Source organism: Massilia pinisoli (genome assembly GCF_024753285.1).
In the GTDB taxonomy this organism is placed as follows: Bacteria; Pseudomonadota; Gammaproteobacteria; order Burkholderiales; family Burkholderiaceae_D; genus Telluria; species Telluria pinisoli.
Genome location: NZ_JANUGW010000005.1, coordinates 63,854 through 81,109 on the forward strand (window position 1 = coordinate 63,854; position 17,256 = coordinate 81,109).

Below are 17,256 nucleotides of genomic sequence, written 5' to 3' on the forward strand. Positions count from 1 at the left end.
CACCTCACTGGAAGATGGCCGGCATTGAACCGGACCGGGATTCGTCGATACGGACGTCGAACGGCGACGGCACCGGGCTTGCCGGTCACCATCTGCCAGTGTGCGCGCCCCATCGACGCACCTTTTGATTGGCGCTAACCAACGCTGCGGGAGCGCAGATTCGTACTACAATGCCAACGCTACCGTGAGCGCTAACATTTCCCGCCCGCGGCGGAGTGTTTCGGACCAAACGACCAAGGAGACGAGATGTTCAACAAGAATCGGCGCGGCGTCGTCTTCGCCGCCGGCGGTGCGCTGGCGGCGAGCGCGATGGGCGACATGGCATGGGCGGCCCCGCCCGACCGCAAGCTGGGCTATGCGATCGTGGGCCTGGGCTCCTACGGCCTGGGCGTCATCATCCCGCAATTCAAGAACTGCAGGAACAGCCGCCTCGTCGCGCTCGTCAGCGGCGATCCGGCCAAGGCGAAACGGGTGGCGCAGGAATACGGCGTCCCGGACAAGAACATCTACAACTACGACAATTACGACGAGATCCGCAACAACCCGGACATCGACATCGTCTACGTCTGCCTGCCCGTGTCGATGCACGCCGAGTACACGATCCGCGCCGCCAAGGCCGGCAAGCACGTGCTGTGCGAAAAGCCGATGGCCGTGTCGTCGGCCGAATGCGAAGCGATGATCGCCGCCTGCCGCCAGGCCGGCAAGAAGCTCATGATCGGCTACCGCTGCCACTTCGAGCCATACAACCTGGAAGCCGTCCGCCTTGCGCGCTCGGGCGCGATCGGCAAGCTGCGCTACTTCCGCTCGGAGCACGGCTTCACGTTCAACGACCCGAACGCCTGGCGCCTGAAAAAGGCGCTGGCGGGCGGCGGGTCGATGATGGACATCGGCATCTACGCCCTCAACGCGGCCCGCTACATGACGGGCGAGGAACCGGTCGCCGTGTATGCCCAGGAAACGACGGACCGCAACGATCCGCGCTTCCGCGAAGTGGAGGACAGGATCGGCTTCCAGCTGGAATTCCCGTCCGGCGTGATCGGCTCGTGCATGTCGATGTACAGCGCCAATCAGAATCACATCCTGCTGATGGGCGACAAGGGCCGCATCGAGATGGAACCGGCGACCGGCTACTACGGCAACCGCATGTGGATCGGCAATGGCCGCGAGAAGGAAGTCACGCCGCCGCCCGGTCCCGGCGCCACGCAATGGGCCGGCCAGCTCGACCACATGGCGCAATGCGTGCTGCAAAACCGCGAACCGATCGTCGGCGGCGAGGAAGGCTTGCGCGACCTGCGCATCATCGAGGGGATCTACCGCTCGGCGCGCGAACAGAAGCGCGTCGTGCTGAAGGCCTGATTCAGTAAGGCGACCCCGTGACGGCGAGCCGGACCTGCCAGATGGCGCCGGCGCCCGTCAGGTACAGCGTCTTGCCGTCCGCGCCGCCGAATGCGGCATTCGTGACGTTGGCGTCCGTGCGGATCGTCGCCAGCTCCCTGCCCTGCGGCGTGAACACGCGCACGCGCTTGGCCGTGTGCTCGCTCACGTAGAGATTGCCGTGGCAATCGACGGCCATGCCGTCCGGGATTTGCAGGCCGCGCACGATGTCGCGCCCCGCGCCCGGCACGCCGTCCACGATCGGGTAGGCGCGCAGCAGGCCGTCGCCCGCGTTCACGTACAGCACGTCGCCGGCCGGCGACAGCGACACGCCGTTCGGATTCGGCCGGCTGCCGTCGACCAGCGTCACCGTGCCGTCCGTGCCCACGCGGTACACGCCCGTGACGGGCTGGCCGCCGGGCGCCGCCGTCTTCTGGTAATCGGGGTCCGTGAAGTACATCGTCCCGTCCTTGGCGATGGCGATGTCGTTCGGCGAATTGAAGACGGCGCCGTCGTACGTGCCTGCGAGCGTGGCGCGCTTGCCGTCCGCGAGCGCGTAGCGCGACAGGGCCTTGTACTTGTGCGTAGCCGCGACGAGGTCGCCGTGCGCGTCGACGGCGAGACCGTTGCTGCCGCTGTCCTCGATGACCGTCGTCACGCGGCCGTCCAGGTCCAGCTTGCGGATGCGCGACGCGTAGCCGGGGGCGAGGCTGAAATCGGAAAAATACAGCGCATCCTTGATCCACACGGGCCCTTCGTACAAGCCGGACTCGCTGCGCGACGGTTGCACCGCGGCGACCCGCTCCGCGCGCAGTTCGCCGGACGGGGCCGGGCCGCAGGCGGGCGCCGCGTGGACGGCGGCCCCGTACGACAATGCGAGCAGGACGGCGATGCGGAGACGGCGGGCTTGGTTGGACATGGAAGTCTTTCGTTCGACGGTCGAAGAAATTGATTGTAGCGCAATGTGGCGTACATACAACGAATGAATCGACTGTAATGTTATTGCCGTGTGGAAATGTTTACAGTCATCACCGATCCCTCGACATCCACAGGAGACGTCCCATGCTGAAACGGTCCCACATTCCCTCTTGCCTCGTCCTCGCGGCCATGGCCGCTGCCGTCCTGTCCGCCTGTGGCGGCGGTGGTGGCGGCAGCAGCGGCACGACCACGCCCGTCGCCGCGGCACCGACGCCCGCGCCGGTCACGGCCGGCGTCTCGACGGTCGCCGGCACGGTGACCGGCTTCGGCAGCGTGATCGTGGATGGTGTGCGCATCGACGACTCCACCGTGGCCGCCGGCAAGGAGCTGGACGACGGCACCGTGCAGCACGTGGAATTGAAACTGGGCCAGCATGTCGAGGTCCAGCATGACGGGCAGCTCGTCGCGACGCAGGTGCGCGTCGTCGCCGAAGTCGAAGGCGCCGTGTCCGCAGTCGACGCCACGGCCGGCACGCTGACCGTGGCCGGCCAGACGGTCGCGGTGAACACGGACGCGACGGCGGGGCCGGTGACGATCCTCGAAGGCTATGCGTCGCTGTCTGCCGTGCAGGTAGGCGACCGTATCGAAGTGCACGGCATCGCGAAGACGGATGCGACGGGCAAGGCGACGGTGCAGGCCACGCGCATCGAGAAGGCGGGCGTGTCGGCCGCCACCGCGGACCACGTGGACGGTCTTGTCGCCAATCTGTCGACGTCGGCCCACACGTTCCAGGTCGGCGGTCTGCTGGTCGATTACGGCACATCGAAGGTGCTGCCGGCCGGCGCCACGCTCGCCAACGGCGTCGACGTCCACGTGGCCATTCCGCTCGGCACGGTGGCCGCCGGCACCGCGGTGAAGGCGACCGTCGTCAAGGTGCGCGACCACAAGGCGGAAGCCGGTGCGAAAGATTCGGAGCTGGGTGGCGCCATCTCGGCAGTTGACCCCGGCGCGAAGACCGTCACCATCAACGGCGTCAAGGTCGACCTGTCCGCCGCGACCTACGACCCGATCGGCAAGACGTTCACGGACCTGAAGGTCAATGGCTATGTCGTGGTCAAGGGTTCGTACGGCACGGACGGCACGCTGAAGGCCTCGACCGTCGTGCTGCGCGGGGTCGAGCAAAGCAAGGACAAGCAGGTCGAGCTGCACGGCAGCGTGGCAAACTTCGTGTCCGTGTCCAGCTTCACCGTGCGCGACGTGAAGGTCGACGCCACCGGCGTGGCGCTCGATGCGGCGACGTGCGGCACCACCCAGCTCGCGAACACCTTGCAGGTCGAGGTCACGGGCGTGCTGAGCGCATCCGGCCAGGTCAAGGCGAGCGCCATCACCTGCGAAAAAGCGGGCGACGTGCACGCGGTGCTCTCGCGCATCGGCACCGCGAGCAAGGTCGACACGACGGCGAAGACCTTCGCGCTGACGACGGACAAGGAAACGCTCAACGTCCAGTGGAGCGACGTGACGCTGTTCCGCGACGCCACCGCCGACACGCTCGCCGGCAAGAAGCTGGAAGTGCAAGGCACGAACAGCGGCGGCGTACTGCACGCCGTCAAGATCGTCGGCCAGCACGACTGACGTTCAGCCCTCCGCTGCGGCAGGCGTTTCCCACGAGTCGACATACATCATGGCCGACACCGGGTGGCGCTTGTCCCAGCCTTCCGCCTCGAGCATGGGCGCGGGGTAGAACTCGGCGACGTGGCCCACGCACAGCACCGCGATGGGCTCGCTGCCGTCGGGCATCTTGCACAGCGCGCGGATGCGCTCGGGATCGAACAGCGACACCCACCCCACCCCGATGCCCTCGGCACGCGCCGCGAGCCAGAAGTTCTGGATCGCGCACGACGCCGACGCCAGGTCCATGTGCGGCATCGTGCGCCGTCCGAACACATAGGGCTCGCGCTTGTCCATCAATGCGACCACCACCACCTCCGCACACTCGAGGATGCCCTCGACCTTCAGGCGCATGAAATCCGCCGACCGCTGGCCGAGCGCGTCCGCAGTGCGCACGCGCTCCTCCTCGACGCTCGCGTGAATGAGGCGGCGCAGGTCGCGGTCGGCGATCCGGATGAAGCGCCAGGGCTGCATCAGGCCGACGCTGGGCGCCTGGTGCGCGGCCGTGACGAAGCGTTCCAGCTGTCCGGGCTCGAGAGGCGTCGACAGGAAATGGCGCATGTCGCGCCGCGTGCGGATGGCGCGGTAGACGCCGTCGATTTCGGACGGCGCAAAGGCATGGGGATTCATGATCGTGACCGGAAACGGTTGGGTCGGCGGTTGTGCGGGATGCGCAGTGTACGGGACGGCCTGCGCGCGCGGCAAGCCCGGCCGCTCAGGCCGGCACGCCCGCATCACGCAGGCCCGCGCGCACGTGCTCCAGGTGCGCACACGCCGTCGCGCGGCCATCCTTCGCATCCCGCAGCGCCATGTGCCAGTAGCCGACGACGGACCGCAGCTGGTCCGCATCGTTCGTGCGCTCGATGCGCCCGACGACCTCCGCAGCCAGGAGGCCCAGGTGGGCTTGCGCCGTTTGCACCATGTAGCGCTTGACCCGGGCGACGTGCGCGTCGTGCTCGCCGCGCGACGTCTCCCGCGCCCTCTCCGGCTGCGCCGCGGGCGGGCCGCCGTCCGCCGCACGGGGCTCGATCAAGTCCAGCGCCAGCAACTGCCCTACGATGTCGGCCACCTGCCCCGCCGTCATCAGCGACGCGAGCGCGCCGCACGGCTTGCGGCCGTCAAGCAGGATGAGGACAGTGCGCTGGCGGCCGTTCAGGCCCATGCCGCGCGAGGCGACTTCGTCGCGGCCTTTCGCGGTCTTGGCATAGATGGAGGTGTCGAGGGCCATGAGAATAATTCTATGCGGCAATTATGACGACTCCGTTTCAGGCCCGTCCGCACCCGTTTTATGAAATCTTCCAATCTCGCGAACACTATTGTCCACGACGCACGCGCGCCGCGGACCACGGACTATCATTGCGGGTTTTGCACGTTCCAATAACGATAACGGAGATAAAACAATGGCGCACCGAACGCTTCGATGCCTGCTGTTCACCGGCGTGCTCGCATGCCACCTGCAGTCTTTCGCGGAGGATGCGTATGCACCGCCGCTCCGGCCTGGTCCCTACACCAGCGCCGATGCCTCATTCCAGCAATACCGCGTACCGGAATGGTTCCGCGATGCCAAATTCGGGATCTGGTCGCACTGGGGTCCGCAGGCCGTGCCGCGCGCGGGCGACTGGTATGCGCGCAATATGTATATCCAGGGCCAGCCGCAGTACGAGCACCACCTGAAGCACTACGGCCATCCGTCCCGCGCGGGCTACAAGGACATCATTCCGCTGTGGAAGGCCGAGCGCTTCGATCCGGATGCGCTGATGGCCCTGTACGTGAAAGCGGGCGCGAAATACTTCGTCAGCATGGGCGTCCACCACGATAACTTCGACCTGTGGAATTCGCACACCCACAGCTGGAACGCCGTCAACATGGGGCCGCACCGGGATATCGTAGGCGCCTGGCAAAAGGCGGCGCGCAAGGTTGGCCTGCCATTCGGCGTGTCCGAACACCTGGGCGCCAGCTATGGGTGGCTCGCGCCCAGCCACGGCCACGACACGACCGGGCCCATGGCCGGGGTGCCGTACGACGGCGCCGATCCCGCCTACCAGGAGCTGTATCACCCGGCCCACGACGAAGCGCTCCACAGCAACCTGGACAACTGGTATGCGAAGAATCCTGCGTGGCATGAGGAATGGTTCAAGCGCATCAGCGACCTCGTCGACACTTATCACCCCGACTTGCTGTATTCCGATGGCGGCCTGCCGTTCGGGACCGTGGGCCGCACCTTGCTCGCAAACTATTACAACGGCAACCTGGCGGTGCATGACGGGCACCTGACGGCCGTCTATACCCACAAGGCGCAAGGCGCCGGCGACTTCAACGCCGGCGAAGGCGTCCTCGACGTGGAACGCGGCGTGCTGGCCGGCATCAATCCGCAGCCGTGGCAAACAGACACGTCGATGGGCGACTGGTTCTACAGCGACGGCTACAAATACAAGTCGACCGCCGAGGTCATCTATATGCTGGCCGACATCGTCAGCAAGAACGGCAACCTGCTGCTCAACGTCGTGCAATATGCGGACGGCAGCCTGCCGCCCGAGTCCCGACGTTTCCTGGACGAGATGGCTGCGTGGATGAGCGTCAACGGCGATGCGATCCATGGCACGCGGCCATGGAAGGTGTTCGGCGAAGGACCGACGCGAACGGCGGCCGGCGCCATGAAGGAAAGCGGGAACTATACGGCGGAAGACATCCGTTTCACCGCGAAGGGCAATGCCGTGTACGCCATCACGCTCGGCGTCCCGGTCAAGCAGGTCGTGATCCATGCGCTCGGCAAGGACAGCACCTATGCCGCCGGACCGATCCGTTCTGTACGCCTGCTGGGCAGCAAGGCAAAGCTGGCCTGGACGCAGCGCGACGATGCACTCGTCGTGACGTTGCCGGCGCGCTTGCCGACGGCGCATGCGTCTGCGCTGAAGATCGAGTTGTCGCAGCCGACCACCGCGCTCGGCGCGCTCTGACCCGACGGACGGCGGCCGCTCCGGTCGCCGTCCGGCTCGCCCCACCCCGCTCCCGCCTCGCCACATTCCGCTCGCGTGGGCGTGGAGCCGGTCCTAGTCTGGCGTTGTTCCTTCACCGATCAACCACGGACGCCCGCCATGACCACTCTCCGCACGCTCGCATCACCGCTGCCGGCACCGCTGCCGCGCTATCACTTCCTCGACTGGGTGCGCATCATCGCATTCTTCCTCCTCATCTTGTTCCACGTCGGCATGTACTACGTGACGTGGGACTGGCACGTCAAAAGCCCGTACGCGAGCGACACGCTCGAGCCCTACATGATGCTGTCGTCGCCGTGGCGGCTGTCGCTGCTGTTCCTCGTGTCCGGCGTTGCTTCCAGCTGCATGCTGACGAAGGTCGCGCCCGCCATGTTCCTGCGCAAGCGCAGCTGGCGCCTGCTGATACCGCTGCTGTTCGGCATGCTCGTCATCGTGCCGCCGCAGTCCTATCTCCAAGTCGTCGAGCAGGTCGGCTACGCGGGCAGCTACGGCGACTTCATGCGGCTGTACCTGACCGCGTACCACGGCTTCTGCAAGGACGGCTGCCTGATCCTGCCGACGTGGAACCACCTGTGGTTCGTCGCCTACCTGTGGGCCTACACCGCGGTCCTCGCGCTGCTGATCGCCGTGCTGGGCCCCCGCTTCGACCGCATCGCCGCCCGCCTCGGCAAGGTGCTCACGGGCTGGAAGCTCATCGCGGTGCCGACGGCCGTGCTGGCACTGGCCCGCGTGCTGATGCTCGACCGCTTCCCCATCACCCATGCACTCGCCGACGACTGGTACAACCATGCGCACTACCTCACCGTGTTCCTGCTCGGCGCCCTCCTCGCGCGCGTGCCGGGCTTCTGGCCGCGCGCCTCGGCACTGCGCTGGCATGCGCTGGCGCTCGCCGGCACGGGCTGGGCCGCCATCATCATCTGGTACGCGCTGTCGCACGGGGCCATCGCGGGCACCCGGTGGGAACTGCTCGTGTATCCGATGCGGGCCATGTACGTGCTGATGGCCTGGACGGCGATCGTGGCGGCCTGCGGCTTCGCCCGCCTGCACCTGGACCGCGACGGCCCCGCCCGGCGCTACCTGACCGAGGCCATCTTCCCCGTCTACATCCTGCACCAGACGCTGATCGTCGTGCTGGCCCATGCGCTGAAGCCGCTGCATCGCGCGCCCGTACTGGAAGCGATGCTCCTCGTCGTGCTGGTGACGGTGGGCAGCTTCGCGGGCTTCGAGATCGTGCGCCGCGTGCCGTTGCTGCGGCCCTTGTTCGGCCTCGGCCCGCGCGCGGCCACGGCTCCGGTGACCGCCCATGCCGCGGCGGCGCCGTCCGGCGGAGCGCCGTCCGCCGGAGCGCCGGCCGCCGGAGCGCCGGTCGGCGCCGAGCCCGCTTGAACGAGCGCCGGCCTCAGTGCGTGGTAGCGGAACGCTGGTGCCCGCCCTGCCCCGCCGGCGGCTGGGCGCCCGGCGGCATATGCTGCTGCGACGCGCCTTGCGGTTGGGCGGCGCCGTTACCGCCGCGCACGAACGGATCTACGAACTGCCGTACGGTTTCCTCCTGGGCGCGCAGGCCGCGCTCCGTCTGCTCCGTGGCATCGCGCGCCACCTCGTCGGCCAGGGCGCGCGCGGTGCGGGCCGTGTTCTGCACGTGCTGTTCCGCCACGCGCGCCAGCTCCACCTGGGCGTCAGCCGCGAGGCGCGCGATGTGCTGCTGGTAGGCCCGCAGCTTGTCCGCCGTGGGCTGCGTGCGCGACGCGGCGGCGCTCAGCAGCTCGGACTGGCGGTCCGCGCTCAGCACCTGCTTGCTCGCCAACGTCGTTTCCTCGAGCATCGTCTGCACCAGCTGGATGTTCAGGTCGCACATCTGCTGGAACGATGCGAACAACGACTTCGACATATCGTTCAGGAATGCGGTCTGCGCATCGATATGGGATTTCAGTGCTGGCGCGATCGCGTGCGGAAATGGATACATGGTTAGCCTCGCAAAGATGGATTGAACGGGTGGCCGCAATGCAGCGGCGCGGAGCTCCAAGACTAAGGCGGCAGGACCGCCCACCTTTGATCTGGACTAATCGTGCCGCGATTGCCGGCCGCGCGGCCCGCTCACTGGCGCGATATTTGCATGAGTTCAAGTTCCTGAACTCATCCGGGAGCTGCCCATGTTTCTGCCCAACGATGTGATCCGCTATGTCGCTCCGGCGCGACTGGTCCGCATCCTGTGGATCGCCCCCGACCGCGCGCTCGCCTATACGTTCGAGCTGGGGCTGGCGCACAGCCAGCCGAGGGCCGTCGCGCTGCAGGCGCTGGCCGACGACGTGCTCGGCGGGCGCGCCAGACTGCTGCCCGACGACCCGTGCGCGGCGCTCGCCCCGCCCCCGCTGGTGCCGCAGAAATACCGCGACCTGCAGGCGAAGGCCTGGGACATCGTCGCCAGCCTGCAGGCCCGCGTGCCCGCGCTGTACGAGCGGCGCGAACGGGTCGCGTTGGTGGCGGACTGCGCGGCGGCTCACGGCGTGTCGCGGCAAAGCGTGCTGCGCTATCTGCGCCGCTTCTGGGAACGGGGCCAGACGGTCGACGCGCTTCTGCCGGACTACGGCAATTCCGGCGCGCGCGGCAAGACGCGCGCGGCGAGCGCGGGCATCAAGCGGGGCCGTCCGCGCAAATCGGGCGACCATCCCGGCCTGAACACGGACGCGGCGATGCGCGCCACCTTCCGCGCCGCCGTCGCGCGCTACACCGCCACGCATCCGGAATTCTCGCGCCGCGCCGCGTACCGGCAGATGCTGCAGGATTATTACCGCGGGCGCCCGCCGGCCGACCTGCCCAGCTTCGGCCAGTTCAGCTACTGGCTGGACAAGGACGGCGTACCAGGTCCTCGACGCGCGGTCGTTGCGGTGCAGCATACCCTTCTTCCCTAGCCATTCCAGTGCGATCCCGCCCAGAATGGTGCAGTGCGGCATCGCGCGCCGCGCTGCCCCTCTTTTCCATGTCGTGCGCATGAAGGCACGCCCCGTCATGCCCCGGCACGGTCGATCAAACAAAGTCTGATCACGAAAAAACAAAGTGTGCGCGGCGGGGCGTCCTGCCGGGCGGGCCAGACCAGGAACAGCCGCCGCGAAACAAACTTTATTCGACAGTAGTCGCTTTCGCCAAGCTGACGTTCGACGATTCGACGACCATACTTTATTTTCCACGCCTATTTCCGCCATTTGCCCCATCCAGCTGGCATGGGTATTGCTGAAACTCAAGGGACAAACGAGTTTTCTGCGACAACAAGGGGGGGGCGGATGAAACGTTTCACACGGTCGCCGACGCGACGGGAATTCCTCTACCGGGCCGCCGCGGTCGGCGGGTCGGCGTTAGTGCTGGGTGCGATGAACGCGTGGGGCATGGGCATCGCCTCGCGCGCGAGCGCCCCGCCGGCGCTGAGCGGCAGCGGCAAGGGCAAGAAGGTCGTCATCCTCGGTGCGGGCTTGGCCGGCATGACGGCCGCTTATGAGCTGGGCAAGCTCGGCTACCACGTCGACGTGCTCGAAGCGCGGCCTTTCGCGGGAGGCCGCTGCCAGACGGCCCGCAAGGGCTTCACGCTGCAGGAACTGGGCGGCGAAGCGCAGACGTGCCGCTTCGACGACGGCCTCTACATCAACCACGGACCGTGGCGCATCCCGCTTGACCACCAGTCGACCTTGTATTACACGAAGCTGTTCGGCATCCCGCTCGAGGTGATGGTCAACGACAACGACCACGCCTGGGTCTACATGGAAGATGCCGGCCCGTTCTCGAAGCAGCGGCTGCGCCCCGCGCAAGTCAAGGCCGACCTGCGCGGCCACGTGGCGGAACTGCTGGCCAAGTCCGTGCAGGCGCAGCGCCTCGACACGGCACTCACGGCCGACGATCAGCGCCTGCTGCTCGACTACCTGGCGCACGAAGGCGCGCTGTCCGCGCAAGACCTCGTGTACCGGGGCCGTAACGGCGCGGGCTACGCGGAGCCGCCCGGCGCGGGCCTGAAGCCGGGCCGCCTGGCCGATCCGCTCGGCTTCCGCGACCTGCTCGCGTCCAAGGTCGGCAGGGTCTACAGCGCCGTGCAGGAATTCCCCATGCACGCCACCATGTTCCAGCCCGTCGGCGGCATGGACCGCATCGCGCACGGTTTCGCCAAGCGCCTGGGCCGCACGATCCGCTACGGCGCGGAAGTGCAGGCGATCCGGCAATCACCCGGCCAGGTCACCGTCACCGTCCGCGACGCGAACAGCGGTACGGTGTCGCAGATCGCGGCCGACTACTGCCTGTGCACGATCCCCCTGTCCGTGCTGCGCACCATCGACGCGGATTTCTCGGACGGCTTCAAGGGCGCGCTGAAGGCCGTGTCGTATGCCCCGGTCGGCAAGATCGGCCTGCAGATGAAGCGCCGCTTCTGGGAAGAGGACGACCAGATCTACGGCGGGCACGTCCTCACCGATCTGAAGGCCATCAACACGATTTCGCTGCCGTCGTCCGGCTGGCAGTCGAAGAAAGGCGTGCTGCTCGGCTACTACCACTATGCGCTGGACGCCATCGAAGTGAGCGCCCTGTCGCCGGCGGAGCGCGCGGAATTCGCCGTCAGCGCCGGCGAGAAGATCTTCCCGCCGTACCGCGCGTCGTTCGAGACCGCGTTCTCCGTCGCCTGGCACCGCGTCAAGTACAACCTGGGCGGCTGGGCCGAGTGGGACGACGCCGGCCGCACGCACGCATATCCGACCTTGCTGGCGGGCGAAGGCCGCGTGTTGCTCGCCGGCGAGCACATGAGCTACCTGACGGGCTGGCAGGCCGGCGCCATCGAATCGGCCTGGCTGCAGATCGAAGAACTCCACCGGAGAGCCAGCGCATGACCGCAAAACCATTCATCGCCGCCGTGCTCGCGGCCAGCGCCGCGCTGGCCCACGCGCAACCCATGGACGGCAAGAGCCTGTTCGCAAAGAACTGCGCGGCCTGCCACCAGCCCACCGGCAAAGGCATCCCCGGCGCCTTTCCCGCCCTCGCCGGCAACGCGTTCGTGCAAGGCGCGTCGGCTGCCGTCGCGACGGTGCTGCTGAAGGGACGGGGCGGCATGCCGGACTTCTCCGGCAGCCTCGACGACGGCGAGATCGCCCACGTGCTGACCTACGTCCGGAGCAGCTGGGGCAACGACGCGCCACCCGTCACGGAGCAGGACGTCGCCGGCACGCGCGCCGCGCTGGGCGTCGCGCCCGCGTCGCACGACCGCTTCGGCAACAAGCATTAATTCATCAATCGAGAGGATCCATGAAGACCATTCCCCGCCCCCTGCAGCAGGCCGCGTTCGCGCTGGCCTGTGCCCTGCCCTTGTGCGCATCGGCCGCCACGCCGGGCATCGTGCGCCACAAGATTCCCCAGTCCGACTTCCCGATCGCGCAGGCCGTCACCTTGCCGCCGGGGACGACGCTGCACTTCATCAGCGGCCAGGTGCCGCCCGTGGTCGACAAGGCGGCCGACCCGAATTCGCTCGCCGCGTTCGGCGACACGAAGACGCAGACCGTCGGCGTGCTCACGAAGATCAAGGACGTCCTGCACGGCATGGGCCTGGCGATGGGCGACGTCGTCAAGATGCAGGTCTTCCTCGTCGGCGACCCCGCGAAGAACGGCCGCGCCGACGTGGCCGGCTTCATGGAGGGCTACACGCAGTTCTTCGGCGGCCCGCAGCCGAACCTGCCGGCGCGCGCCGTGATTCAGGTGGCGGGCCTGTCGAATCCCGGCTGGCTCGTCGAGATCGAAGTCGTGGCCGCAAAAAAATAATCGCATCCATTCATCACACGTTGTCCTGACAAGGGGTTTACATGCACAAGGCCATCCTCCATGCCGGCGTCGCCGCCGGCGTCCTGTCCTGCGGTCTCGGGGCCGCCATCGGCGCGGAAGACGACAAGGCGCCGCTTGACGCCGCCACGCCCGCCGCGGCGCCGGCCGCCGAAGCCGGTCCTCTGAACACGGGCGTCGTGATCGTCACGGGCACCCGCGCGACGGGCCTGAAGGTCGAGAACAGCGCGTCGCCGATCCAGGTGCTCGACACGACGTCGCTGCAGCGCACGGGCCAGCCGGACCTGATCCAGGCGCTCGCGCAGAACCTGCCCTCGCTGACGGCGCAGGCATTCGGCGGCGACATGGCCAACATGACCTTGTCGGCGCGGCTGCGCGGCCTGTCGCCGAACAACACGCTGGTCCTCGTCAACGGCAAGCGCCGCCACGGCACGTCGAACCTGGCCGTGCTCGGGGGCCCGTACCAGGGCGGCGCGGCGGCAGACCTGAACTACATTCCCGTCGGCGCCATCGATCACATCGAGGTGCTGCAGGACGGCGCCGCGGCCCAGTACGGCACGGACGCGATCGCGGGTGTCGTCAACATCATCCTCAAGTCGAACTACCGCGGCATCACGGGCAACGTCAACGGCGGCGGCTACGGCGACGGCGGCGGCCACACCGGGGACGCCAGCGCCAACATCGGCCTGGCGCCGTTCGCGGACGCCTACCTGAGCCTCACGGCGGAAACGAAATACCACGGCTTCTCGGACCGCGGCGGCATCGACCCGCGCGTCATCGACCCGGGCAAGCTGGCCGACATGCCGCAGCTGAAGGACGCGCCGGGCTACCCGAACGTGAACCACATCTCCGGCGACGCGCAATACCGCCAGCAGATCGTCGCCGCCAACTTCGGTGCCGACCTCGCACCCGACCTCACGCTGTACGGCTTCGCCACGTACGGCCACAAGAAGGCGGCCGCGTTCGAGAACTACCGCATGCCGAACCGCCTTCCGGCCATCTACCCGCTCGGCTTCTCGCCGCAGGAGACGTTCAAGGAAAACGACTACGCGTTCACGGCCGGCATCAAGGGCAAGCTGGCGGGCACGTGGAACTGGGACCTGTCGAGCACGTACGGCCGCGACGAGGCGAAGCTGGGCGTCGCGCACTCGGGCAACGTGTCGCTGTTCGCCGACACGGGCTCGACGCCGCTCGACTTCTACGCCGGCAAGTTCGTCGCGAGCCAGTGGACGAACAACCTCGACGTGAATCACGAGTTCGACGTGGGCTGGGCCGCGCCGCTGAACTTCGCGCTGGGCCTCGAGCACCGCCGCGACGAGTACGAGATCGGCGCCGGCGACCCGGGCTCGCGCTACAAGGAAGGCGCGCAATCGTTCCCCGGCTTCTCGCTCACGGACGCAGGCTCGCACAGCCGCACGAACAAGGCCGCCTACGTGGACCTGTCCGGCCAGCCCGTGGCGGGATGGACGGTCGACCTGGCGGGCCGCTACGAGCACTTCAGCGACTTCGGCAACGCGAAGGTCGGCAAGCTGACGAGCCGCTACGATTTCTCGCCCGTCGTCGGCGTGCGCGCCACGTATTCGAACGGCTTCCGCGCCCCCACGCTGGCCGAGGAATACTATTCGGCGACGAACGTGTCGCCGCGCAGCGCGTTCGTGCAACTGGCGCCGAACTCGCCGGGCGCCCGGCTCGTGGGCGTGAACGGCTTGCGGCCGGAGGCATCGACGAACATCAGCGCGGGCATCGTCATCAATCCGTCCGCGAACGCCGCCATCACGCTGGACGCCTACCAGATCACGATCCGCGACCGCATCGTCGGTTCCGGCTCGCTGTACGGTTCCGGCGGCGCCGTGAATTCGCCGGCCGTCACGGCGGCAATCCTCGCCAACGGCAACGCACTGGACCCGACGGTCGTCCAGACCGGCATCAACATTTTTTCGAACGCCGTGAACACGCGCTCGCGCGGCCTGGAATTCGTCGCCACGCTGAACAGCAGCTACGGTGGCTACGGCAAGGTGGACTGGTCGCTGGCCGCGAACTGGAACAAGGTCGAGGTCATCAAGGTCAACCAGGCGCCCGCCCAGCTGCAGCCGCAAACGCTGCTGGACGCCACCGCGATCTCGGACCTGGAGACGGCATCGCCGCGCGTGCGCGTGAACCTGGGCGCGCTGTGGAAGTCGGGTCCGTGGACCGTGAGCGCGCGTGAAGCGTTCTATGGCCGGTCGTCGGAACTGCAATCGTCGGACGGCGCCACGTACTACAAGACGGAAGTGAAGCCGACAGCCATCACGGACCTGGAAGTCAGCTACCAGTTCACAAAGGCATGGATGCTGTCGGTGGGAGCGAACAACCTGTTCAACCAGTATCCGGACCATGTCAACGCGGGCCTGCTGGCCGAGCAGCGCGCCAACCTGGACAACGGCGCCGTCACCGTGTACCCGTCGTTCTCGCCGTTCGGCATCAACGGCGGCTATTACTACGCGCGGCTGGGTTTCAAGTTCTGACGCCTAGCGCACGGCCGCCCCGACCTTGCCGTCGCCGTTCGGCACCAGATTGCGCTGGTTCAGCAGCTCTGTCATGACGTCGGCGGGAACGGGCTGGCTGTAGTAATAGCCCTGCGCGGCGAGGCAGCCGTGGGCGGTGAGGAACGACACGTGCTCGGGGCGGTCGACGCCTTCCGCGATGAGGTTCAGGTGCAGGCTGTGGGCCATCGCGATGATCGCGGTGACGATGGCGGCGTCGTGCGTTTCCTCGTTGATGCCGATGACGAACGAACGGTCGATCTTCAGGGCGTGGATGGGAAAGTTCTGCAGGTAGGCGAGGCTCGAATAGCCGGTGCCGAAGTCGTCGATCGACAATTGCACCCCCATGTTGTTCAGCCGGTGCATGACGGCGAGATTGTCGTCGCTGGGCTGCATGGTGAGGCTTTCCGTCAGCTCGAGTTCGAGCGCGTCTGCGGGGATGTCCGTGTCGTGCAGCACCTGGGCCACGAAGTCCGTCAGGTTGGCCTGGGTGAACTGGCGGGCCGACAGGTTGACGGCGATGCGCATGTCCGGATGGCCGCCCTCGCGCCAGCGCTTGAGCTGGGCGCACGCCTCGCGCAGCACCCATTCGCCGATCGGCACGATGATGCCCGTCTCTTCCGCGATGGCGATGAAATCGACGCACGAGCGCGGCGCCTTGCCGGGCGGGGTCCAGCGCAGCAGCGCTTCCGCCGAAAAGATGCGTCCGCTTTCCATGTCGACCTGCGGCTGGTAATACACGCAGAACTCGTCGTGGGCGAACGCCTGGCGCAGGCGGTTCGTCGTCGCCATCCGCCGCTTCGCCGCTTCGTGCAGCGCGGCCGTGAAGAACTGGTAGTTGCCGCGGCCCGTCTGCTTCGCCTTGTACATCGCGGCGTTCGCGGCGCGCAGCAGGGCGGCCGCGTCGCCGCCGTCCGACGGGAACAGCCCGACGCCGATGCTGGCGGTGAGGTGGAGCTCGTGGTCCTCGACGTCGAACGGACGGCTCAACGACTCGAGGATCTTGCTGGCCACGAGCGCGGCGTCGTTACTGCTGCGCAGCGCGGCGAGGCAGATGCCGAACGCGTTGCCGCCCAGGCAGCCGAGGCTGTCGCCTTCGCGCGTGCATTCCTGCAGTCGCGCGGCGACGGCTTGCAGCAGGCGGTCGCCGATGCGTTCGCCGAGCGAGTCGTTGATGGTTTTAAAGTGGTCGAGGTCGATGTGCAGCTGCGCCACCAATTCTTCCTGGTGCCGGCGCGCCTGCGCGATCGCCTGGTTGACCCGGTCTTCCAGCAGCAGGCGGTTCGGCAGCCCCGTCAGCGCATCGTGGTGGGCCATGAAGTCGATGCGGCGCTCGGCCTGGTTGTAGTCGGCGATCTTCTGTTCCAGGCGGGCATTCGTGCTGACCAGTTCGGCCGTGCGTTCGGCCACCCGCGCTTCCAGCAAGTCGTTGGCGGCCTGCAAGTCGGCTTCCGCGCGCCGGCGCAGCGCGATCTCCTGCTGCAGTTGCGTGTTCTGCTCGGCCAGGCGCCTCTGCGCGCTGCGCAGGGCCAGGTGCGTCGTCACGCGCGCCCACACTTCATCGATCTGGAACGGCTTGGTGACGTAGTCGACGCCGCCCGCCGCGAAGCCCGCGAGCTTGTCGGGGGTCTCGGTGAGGGCCGTCATGAAAATCACGGGGATGTCGCGCGTGGCGGCGGACGCCTTCAGGCGGCGGCAGGTCTCGAACCCGTCCATGCCGGGCATCATCACGTCCAGCAGGATCAGGTCGGGCTGGACGAATTCGGCACGCGCCAGTCCCTCCTCGCCTTCTTGCGCGACGGCCACCCGGACCTGACGATCCTCCAGGTACTCGACCAGGATCCCCACGTTGGCGGGCGTATCGTCGACGATCAGGACGGTCGGGGTGCCCGCTTCCGGTGGCACGACAGAGGTCGTCATCATTGAACTGGTCCGCTGACAAATCGATTCGCAGGGACATACGCTTGTAATCGATTCTA

The 17,256-nt window shown here is 67.5% G+C and carries 14 protein-coding genes; 9 read left to right on the plus strand and 5 right to left on the minus strand.

Annotated features, from left to right (window positions below; genetic code table 11):
- The first annotated feature begins 246 nt into the window (after positions 1–246).
- On the plus strand, positions 247–1,356 hold the full coding sequence (locus tag NX784_RS08400; RefSeq protein ID WP_258816211.1) for a Gfo/Idh/MocA family protein: 1,110 nt from the start codon (positions 247–249) through the stop codon (positions 1,354–1,356).
- A 1-nt stretch (position 1,357) separates the two neighbouring features.
- Here the strand turns inward: NX784_RS08400 and NX784_RS08405 are convergent, their stop codons facing one another.
- The gene (locus NX784_RS08405) at positions 1,358–2,293 is read right to left on the minus strand and encodes an SMP-30/gluconolactonase/LRE family protein (RefSeq protein WP_258816212.1); all 936 of its coding nucleotides are present in this window, start codon (positions 2,291–2,293) and stop codon (positions 1,358–1,360) included.
- Between the two features lie 143 nt (positions 2,294–2,436).
- On the opposite strand from NX784_RS08405, the gene NX784_RS08410 reads away from it, so the two are divergent.
- A complete protein-coding gene (locus NX784_RS08410; RefSeq protein ID WP_258816213.1) occupies positions 2,437–3,924 on the plus strand; it encodes a DUF5666 domain-containing protein in 1,488 nt (495 codons plus the stop codon).
- A gap of 3 nt (positions 3,925–3,927) precedes the next feature.
- Here NX784_RS08410 and bluB read toward each other — a convergent pair whose 3' ends face one another.
- Both bluB and NX784_RS08420 read right to left on the minus strand, forming a co-directional pair.
- The gene (gene bluB / locus NX784_RS08415) at positions 3,928–4,590 is read right to left on the minus strand and encodes a 5,6-dimethylbenzimidazole synthase (protein ID WP_258816214.1); all 663 of its coding nucleotides are present in this window, start codon (positions 4,588–4,590) and stop codon (positions 3,928–3,930) included.
- Between the two features lie 85 nt (positions 4,591–4,675).
- Positions 4,676–5,188: a hypothetical protein gene (locus NX784_RS08420; RefSeq protein ID WP_258816215.1), complete on the minus strand. Its 513-nt coding sequence runs from the start codon at positions 5,186–5,188 to the stop codon at positions 4,676–4,678.
- 172 nt (positions 5,189–5,360) lie between these two features.
- Between NX784_RS08420 and NX784_RS08425 the strand changes: the two genes are divergently transcribed.
- Both NX784_RS08425 and NX784_RS08430 read left to right on the plus strand, forming a co-directional pair.
- A complete protein-coding gene (locus NX784_RS08425; protein WP_258816216.1) occupies positions 5,361–6,917 on the plus strand; it encodes an alpha-L-fucosidase in 1,557 nt (518 codons plus the stop codon).
- A 138-nt stretch (positions 6,918–7,055) separates the two neighbouring features.
- Entirely contained in the window at positions 7,056–8,342 is a 1,287-nt protein-coding gene (locus tag NX784_RS08430) for an acyltransferase family protein (protein ID WP_258816217.1), read from the plus strand.
- Between the two features lie 13 nt (positions 8,343–8,355).
- Here NX784_RS08430 and NX784_RS08435 read toward each other — a convergent pair whose 3' ends face one another.
- Positions 8,356–8,919 carry a phasin family protein gene (locus NX784_RS08435; RefSeq protein ID WP_258816218.1) on the minus strand — a complete coding sequence of 188 codons (564 nt, stop codon included), beginning with the start codon at positions 8,917–8,919 and terminating at the stop codon, positions 8,356–8,358.
- Positions 8,920–9,106: 187 nt separating this feature from the next.
- Between NX784_RS08435 and NX784_RS08440 the strand changes: the two genes are divergently transcribed.
- From NX784_RS08440 to NX784_RS08460, 5 genes are all read left to right on the plus strand, one after another.
- A complete protein-coding gene (locus NX784_RS08440) occupies positions 9,107–9,865 on the plus strand; it encodes a hypothetical protein (RefSeq protein ID WP_258816219.1) in 759 nt (252 codons plus the stop codon).
- A 369-nt stretch (positions 9,866–10,234) separates the two neighbouring features.
- Complete coding sequence (locus NX784_RS08445; protein WP_258816220.1) at positions 10,235–11,815, plus strand: flavin monoamine oxidase family protein; 1,581 nt, start codon at positions 10,235–10,237, stop codon at positions 11,813–11,815.
- On the plus strand, positions 11,812–12,207 hold the full coding sequence (locus NX784_RS08450) for a c-type cytochrome (RefSeq protein ID WP_258816221.1): 396 nt from the start codon (positions 11,812–11,814) through the stop codon (positions 12,205–12,207). Before NX784_RS08445 ends, NX784_RS08450 begins: the two co-directional genes overlap by 4 nt.
- Before the next feature lie 20 nt (positions 12,208–12,227).
- The gene (locus NX784_RS08455) at positions 12,228–12,737 is read left to right on the plus strand and encodes a RidA family protein (protein ID WP_258816222.1); all 510 of its coding nucleotides are present in this window, start codon (positions 12,228–12,230) and stop codon (positions 12,735–12,737) included.
- 41 nt (positions 12,738–12,778) lie between these two features.
- Positions 12,779–15,259, plus strand: a complete 2,481-nt coding sequence (locus NX784_RS08460) for a TonB-dependent receptor plug domain-containing protein (protein ID WP_258816223.1) — start codon at positions 12,779–12,781, stop codon at positions 15,257–15,259.
- 3 nt (positions 15,260–15,262) lie between these two features.
- On the opposite strand, the gene NX784_RS08465 is transcribed toward NX784_RS08460, so the two are convergent.
- Complete coding sequence (locus tag NX784_RS08465) at positions 15,263–17,200, minus strand: two-component system response regulator (protein ID WP_258816224.1); 1,938 nt, start codon at positions 17,198–17,200, stop codon at positions 15,263–15,265.
- Positions 17,201–17,256 lie beyond the last annotated feature (56 nt).

Excerpts from the sequence above, each read along its gene's own strand:
- NX784_RS08400 (WP_258816211.1), top strand. The coding sequence starts at position 247 with ATGTTCAACAAGAATCGGCGCGGCGTCGTCTTCGCCGCCGGCGGTGCG.
- NX784_RS08405 (WP_258816212.1), bottom strand. The coding sequence starts at position 2,293 with ATGTCCAACCAAGCCCGCCGTCTCCGCATCGCCGTCCTGCTCGCATTG.
- NX784_RS08410 (WP_258816213.1), top strand. The coding sequence starts at position 2,437 with ATGCTGAAACGGTCCCACATTCCCTCTTGCCTCGTCCTCGCGGCCATG.
- bluB (WP_258816214.1), bottom strand. The coding sequence starts at position 4,590 with ATGAATCCCCATGCCTTTGCGCCGTCCGAAATCGACGGCGTCTACCGC.
- NX784_RS08420 (WP_258816215.1), bottom strand. The coding sequence starts at position 5,188 with ATGGCCCTCGACACCTCCATCTATGCCAAGACCGCGAAAGGCCGCGAC.
- NX784_RS08425 (WP_258816216.1), top strand. The coding sequence starts at position 5,361 with ATGGCGCACCGAACGCTTCGATGCCTGCTGTTCACCGGCGTGCTCGCA.
- NX784_RS08430 (WP_258816217.1), top strand. The coding sequence starts at position 7,056 with ATGACCACTCTCCGCACGCTCGCATCACCGCTGCCGGCACCGCTGCCG.
- NX784_RS08435 (WP_258816218.1), bottom strand. The coding sequence starts at position 8,919 with ATGTATCCATTTCCGCACGCGATCGCGCCAGCACTGAAATCCCATATC.
- NX784_RS08440 (WP_258816219.1), top strand. The coding sequence starts at position 9,107 with ATGTTTCTGCCCAACGATGTGATCCGCTATGTCGCTCCGGCGCGACTG.
- NX784_RS08445 (WP_258816220.1), top strand. The coding sequence starts at position 10,235 with ATGAAACGTTTCACACGGTCGCCGACGCGACGGGAATTCCTCTACCGG.
- NX784_RS08450 (WP_258816221.1), top strand. The coding sequence starts at position 11,812 with ATGACCGCAAAACCATTCATCGCCGCCGTGCTCGCGGCCAGCGCCGCG.
- NX784_RS08455 (WP_258816222.1), top strand. The coding sequence starts at position 12,228 with ATGAAGACCATTCCCCGCCCCCTGCAGCAGGCCGCGTTCGCGCTGGCC.
- NX784_RS08460 (WP_258816223.1), top strand. The coding sequence starts at position 12,779 with ATGCACAAGGCCATCCTCCATGCCGGCGTCGCCGCCGGCGTCCTGTCC.
- NX784_RS08465 (WP_258816224.1), bottom strand. The coding sequence starts at position 17,200 with ATGATGACGACCTCTGTCGTGCCACCGGAAGCGGGCACCCCGACCGTC.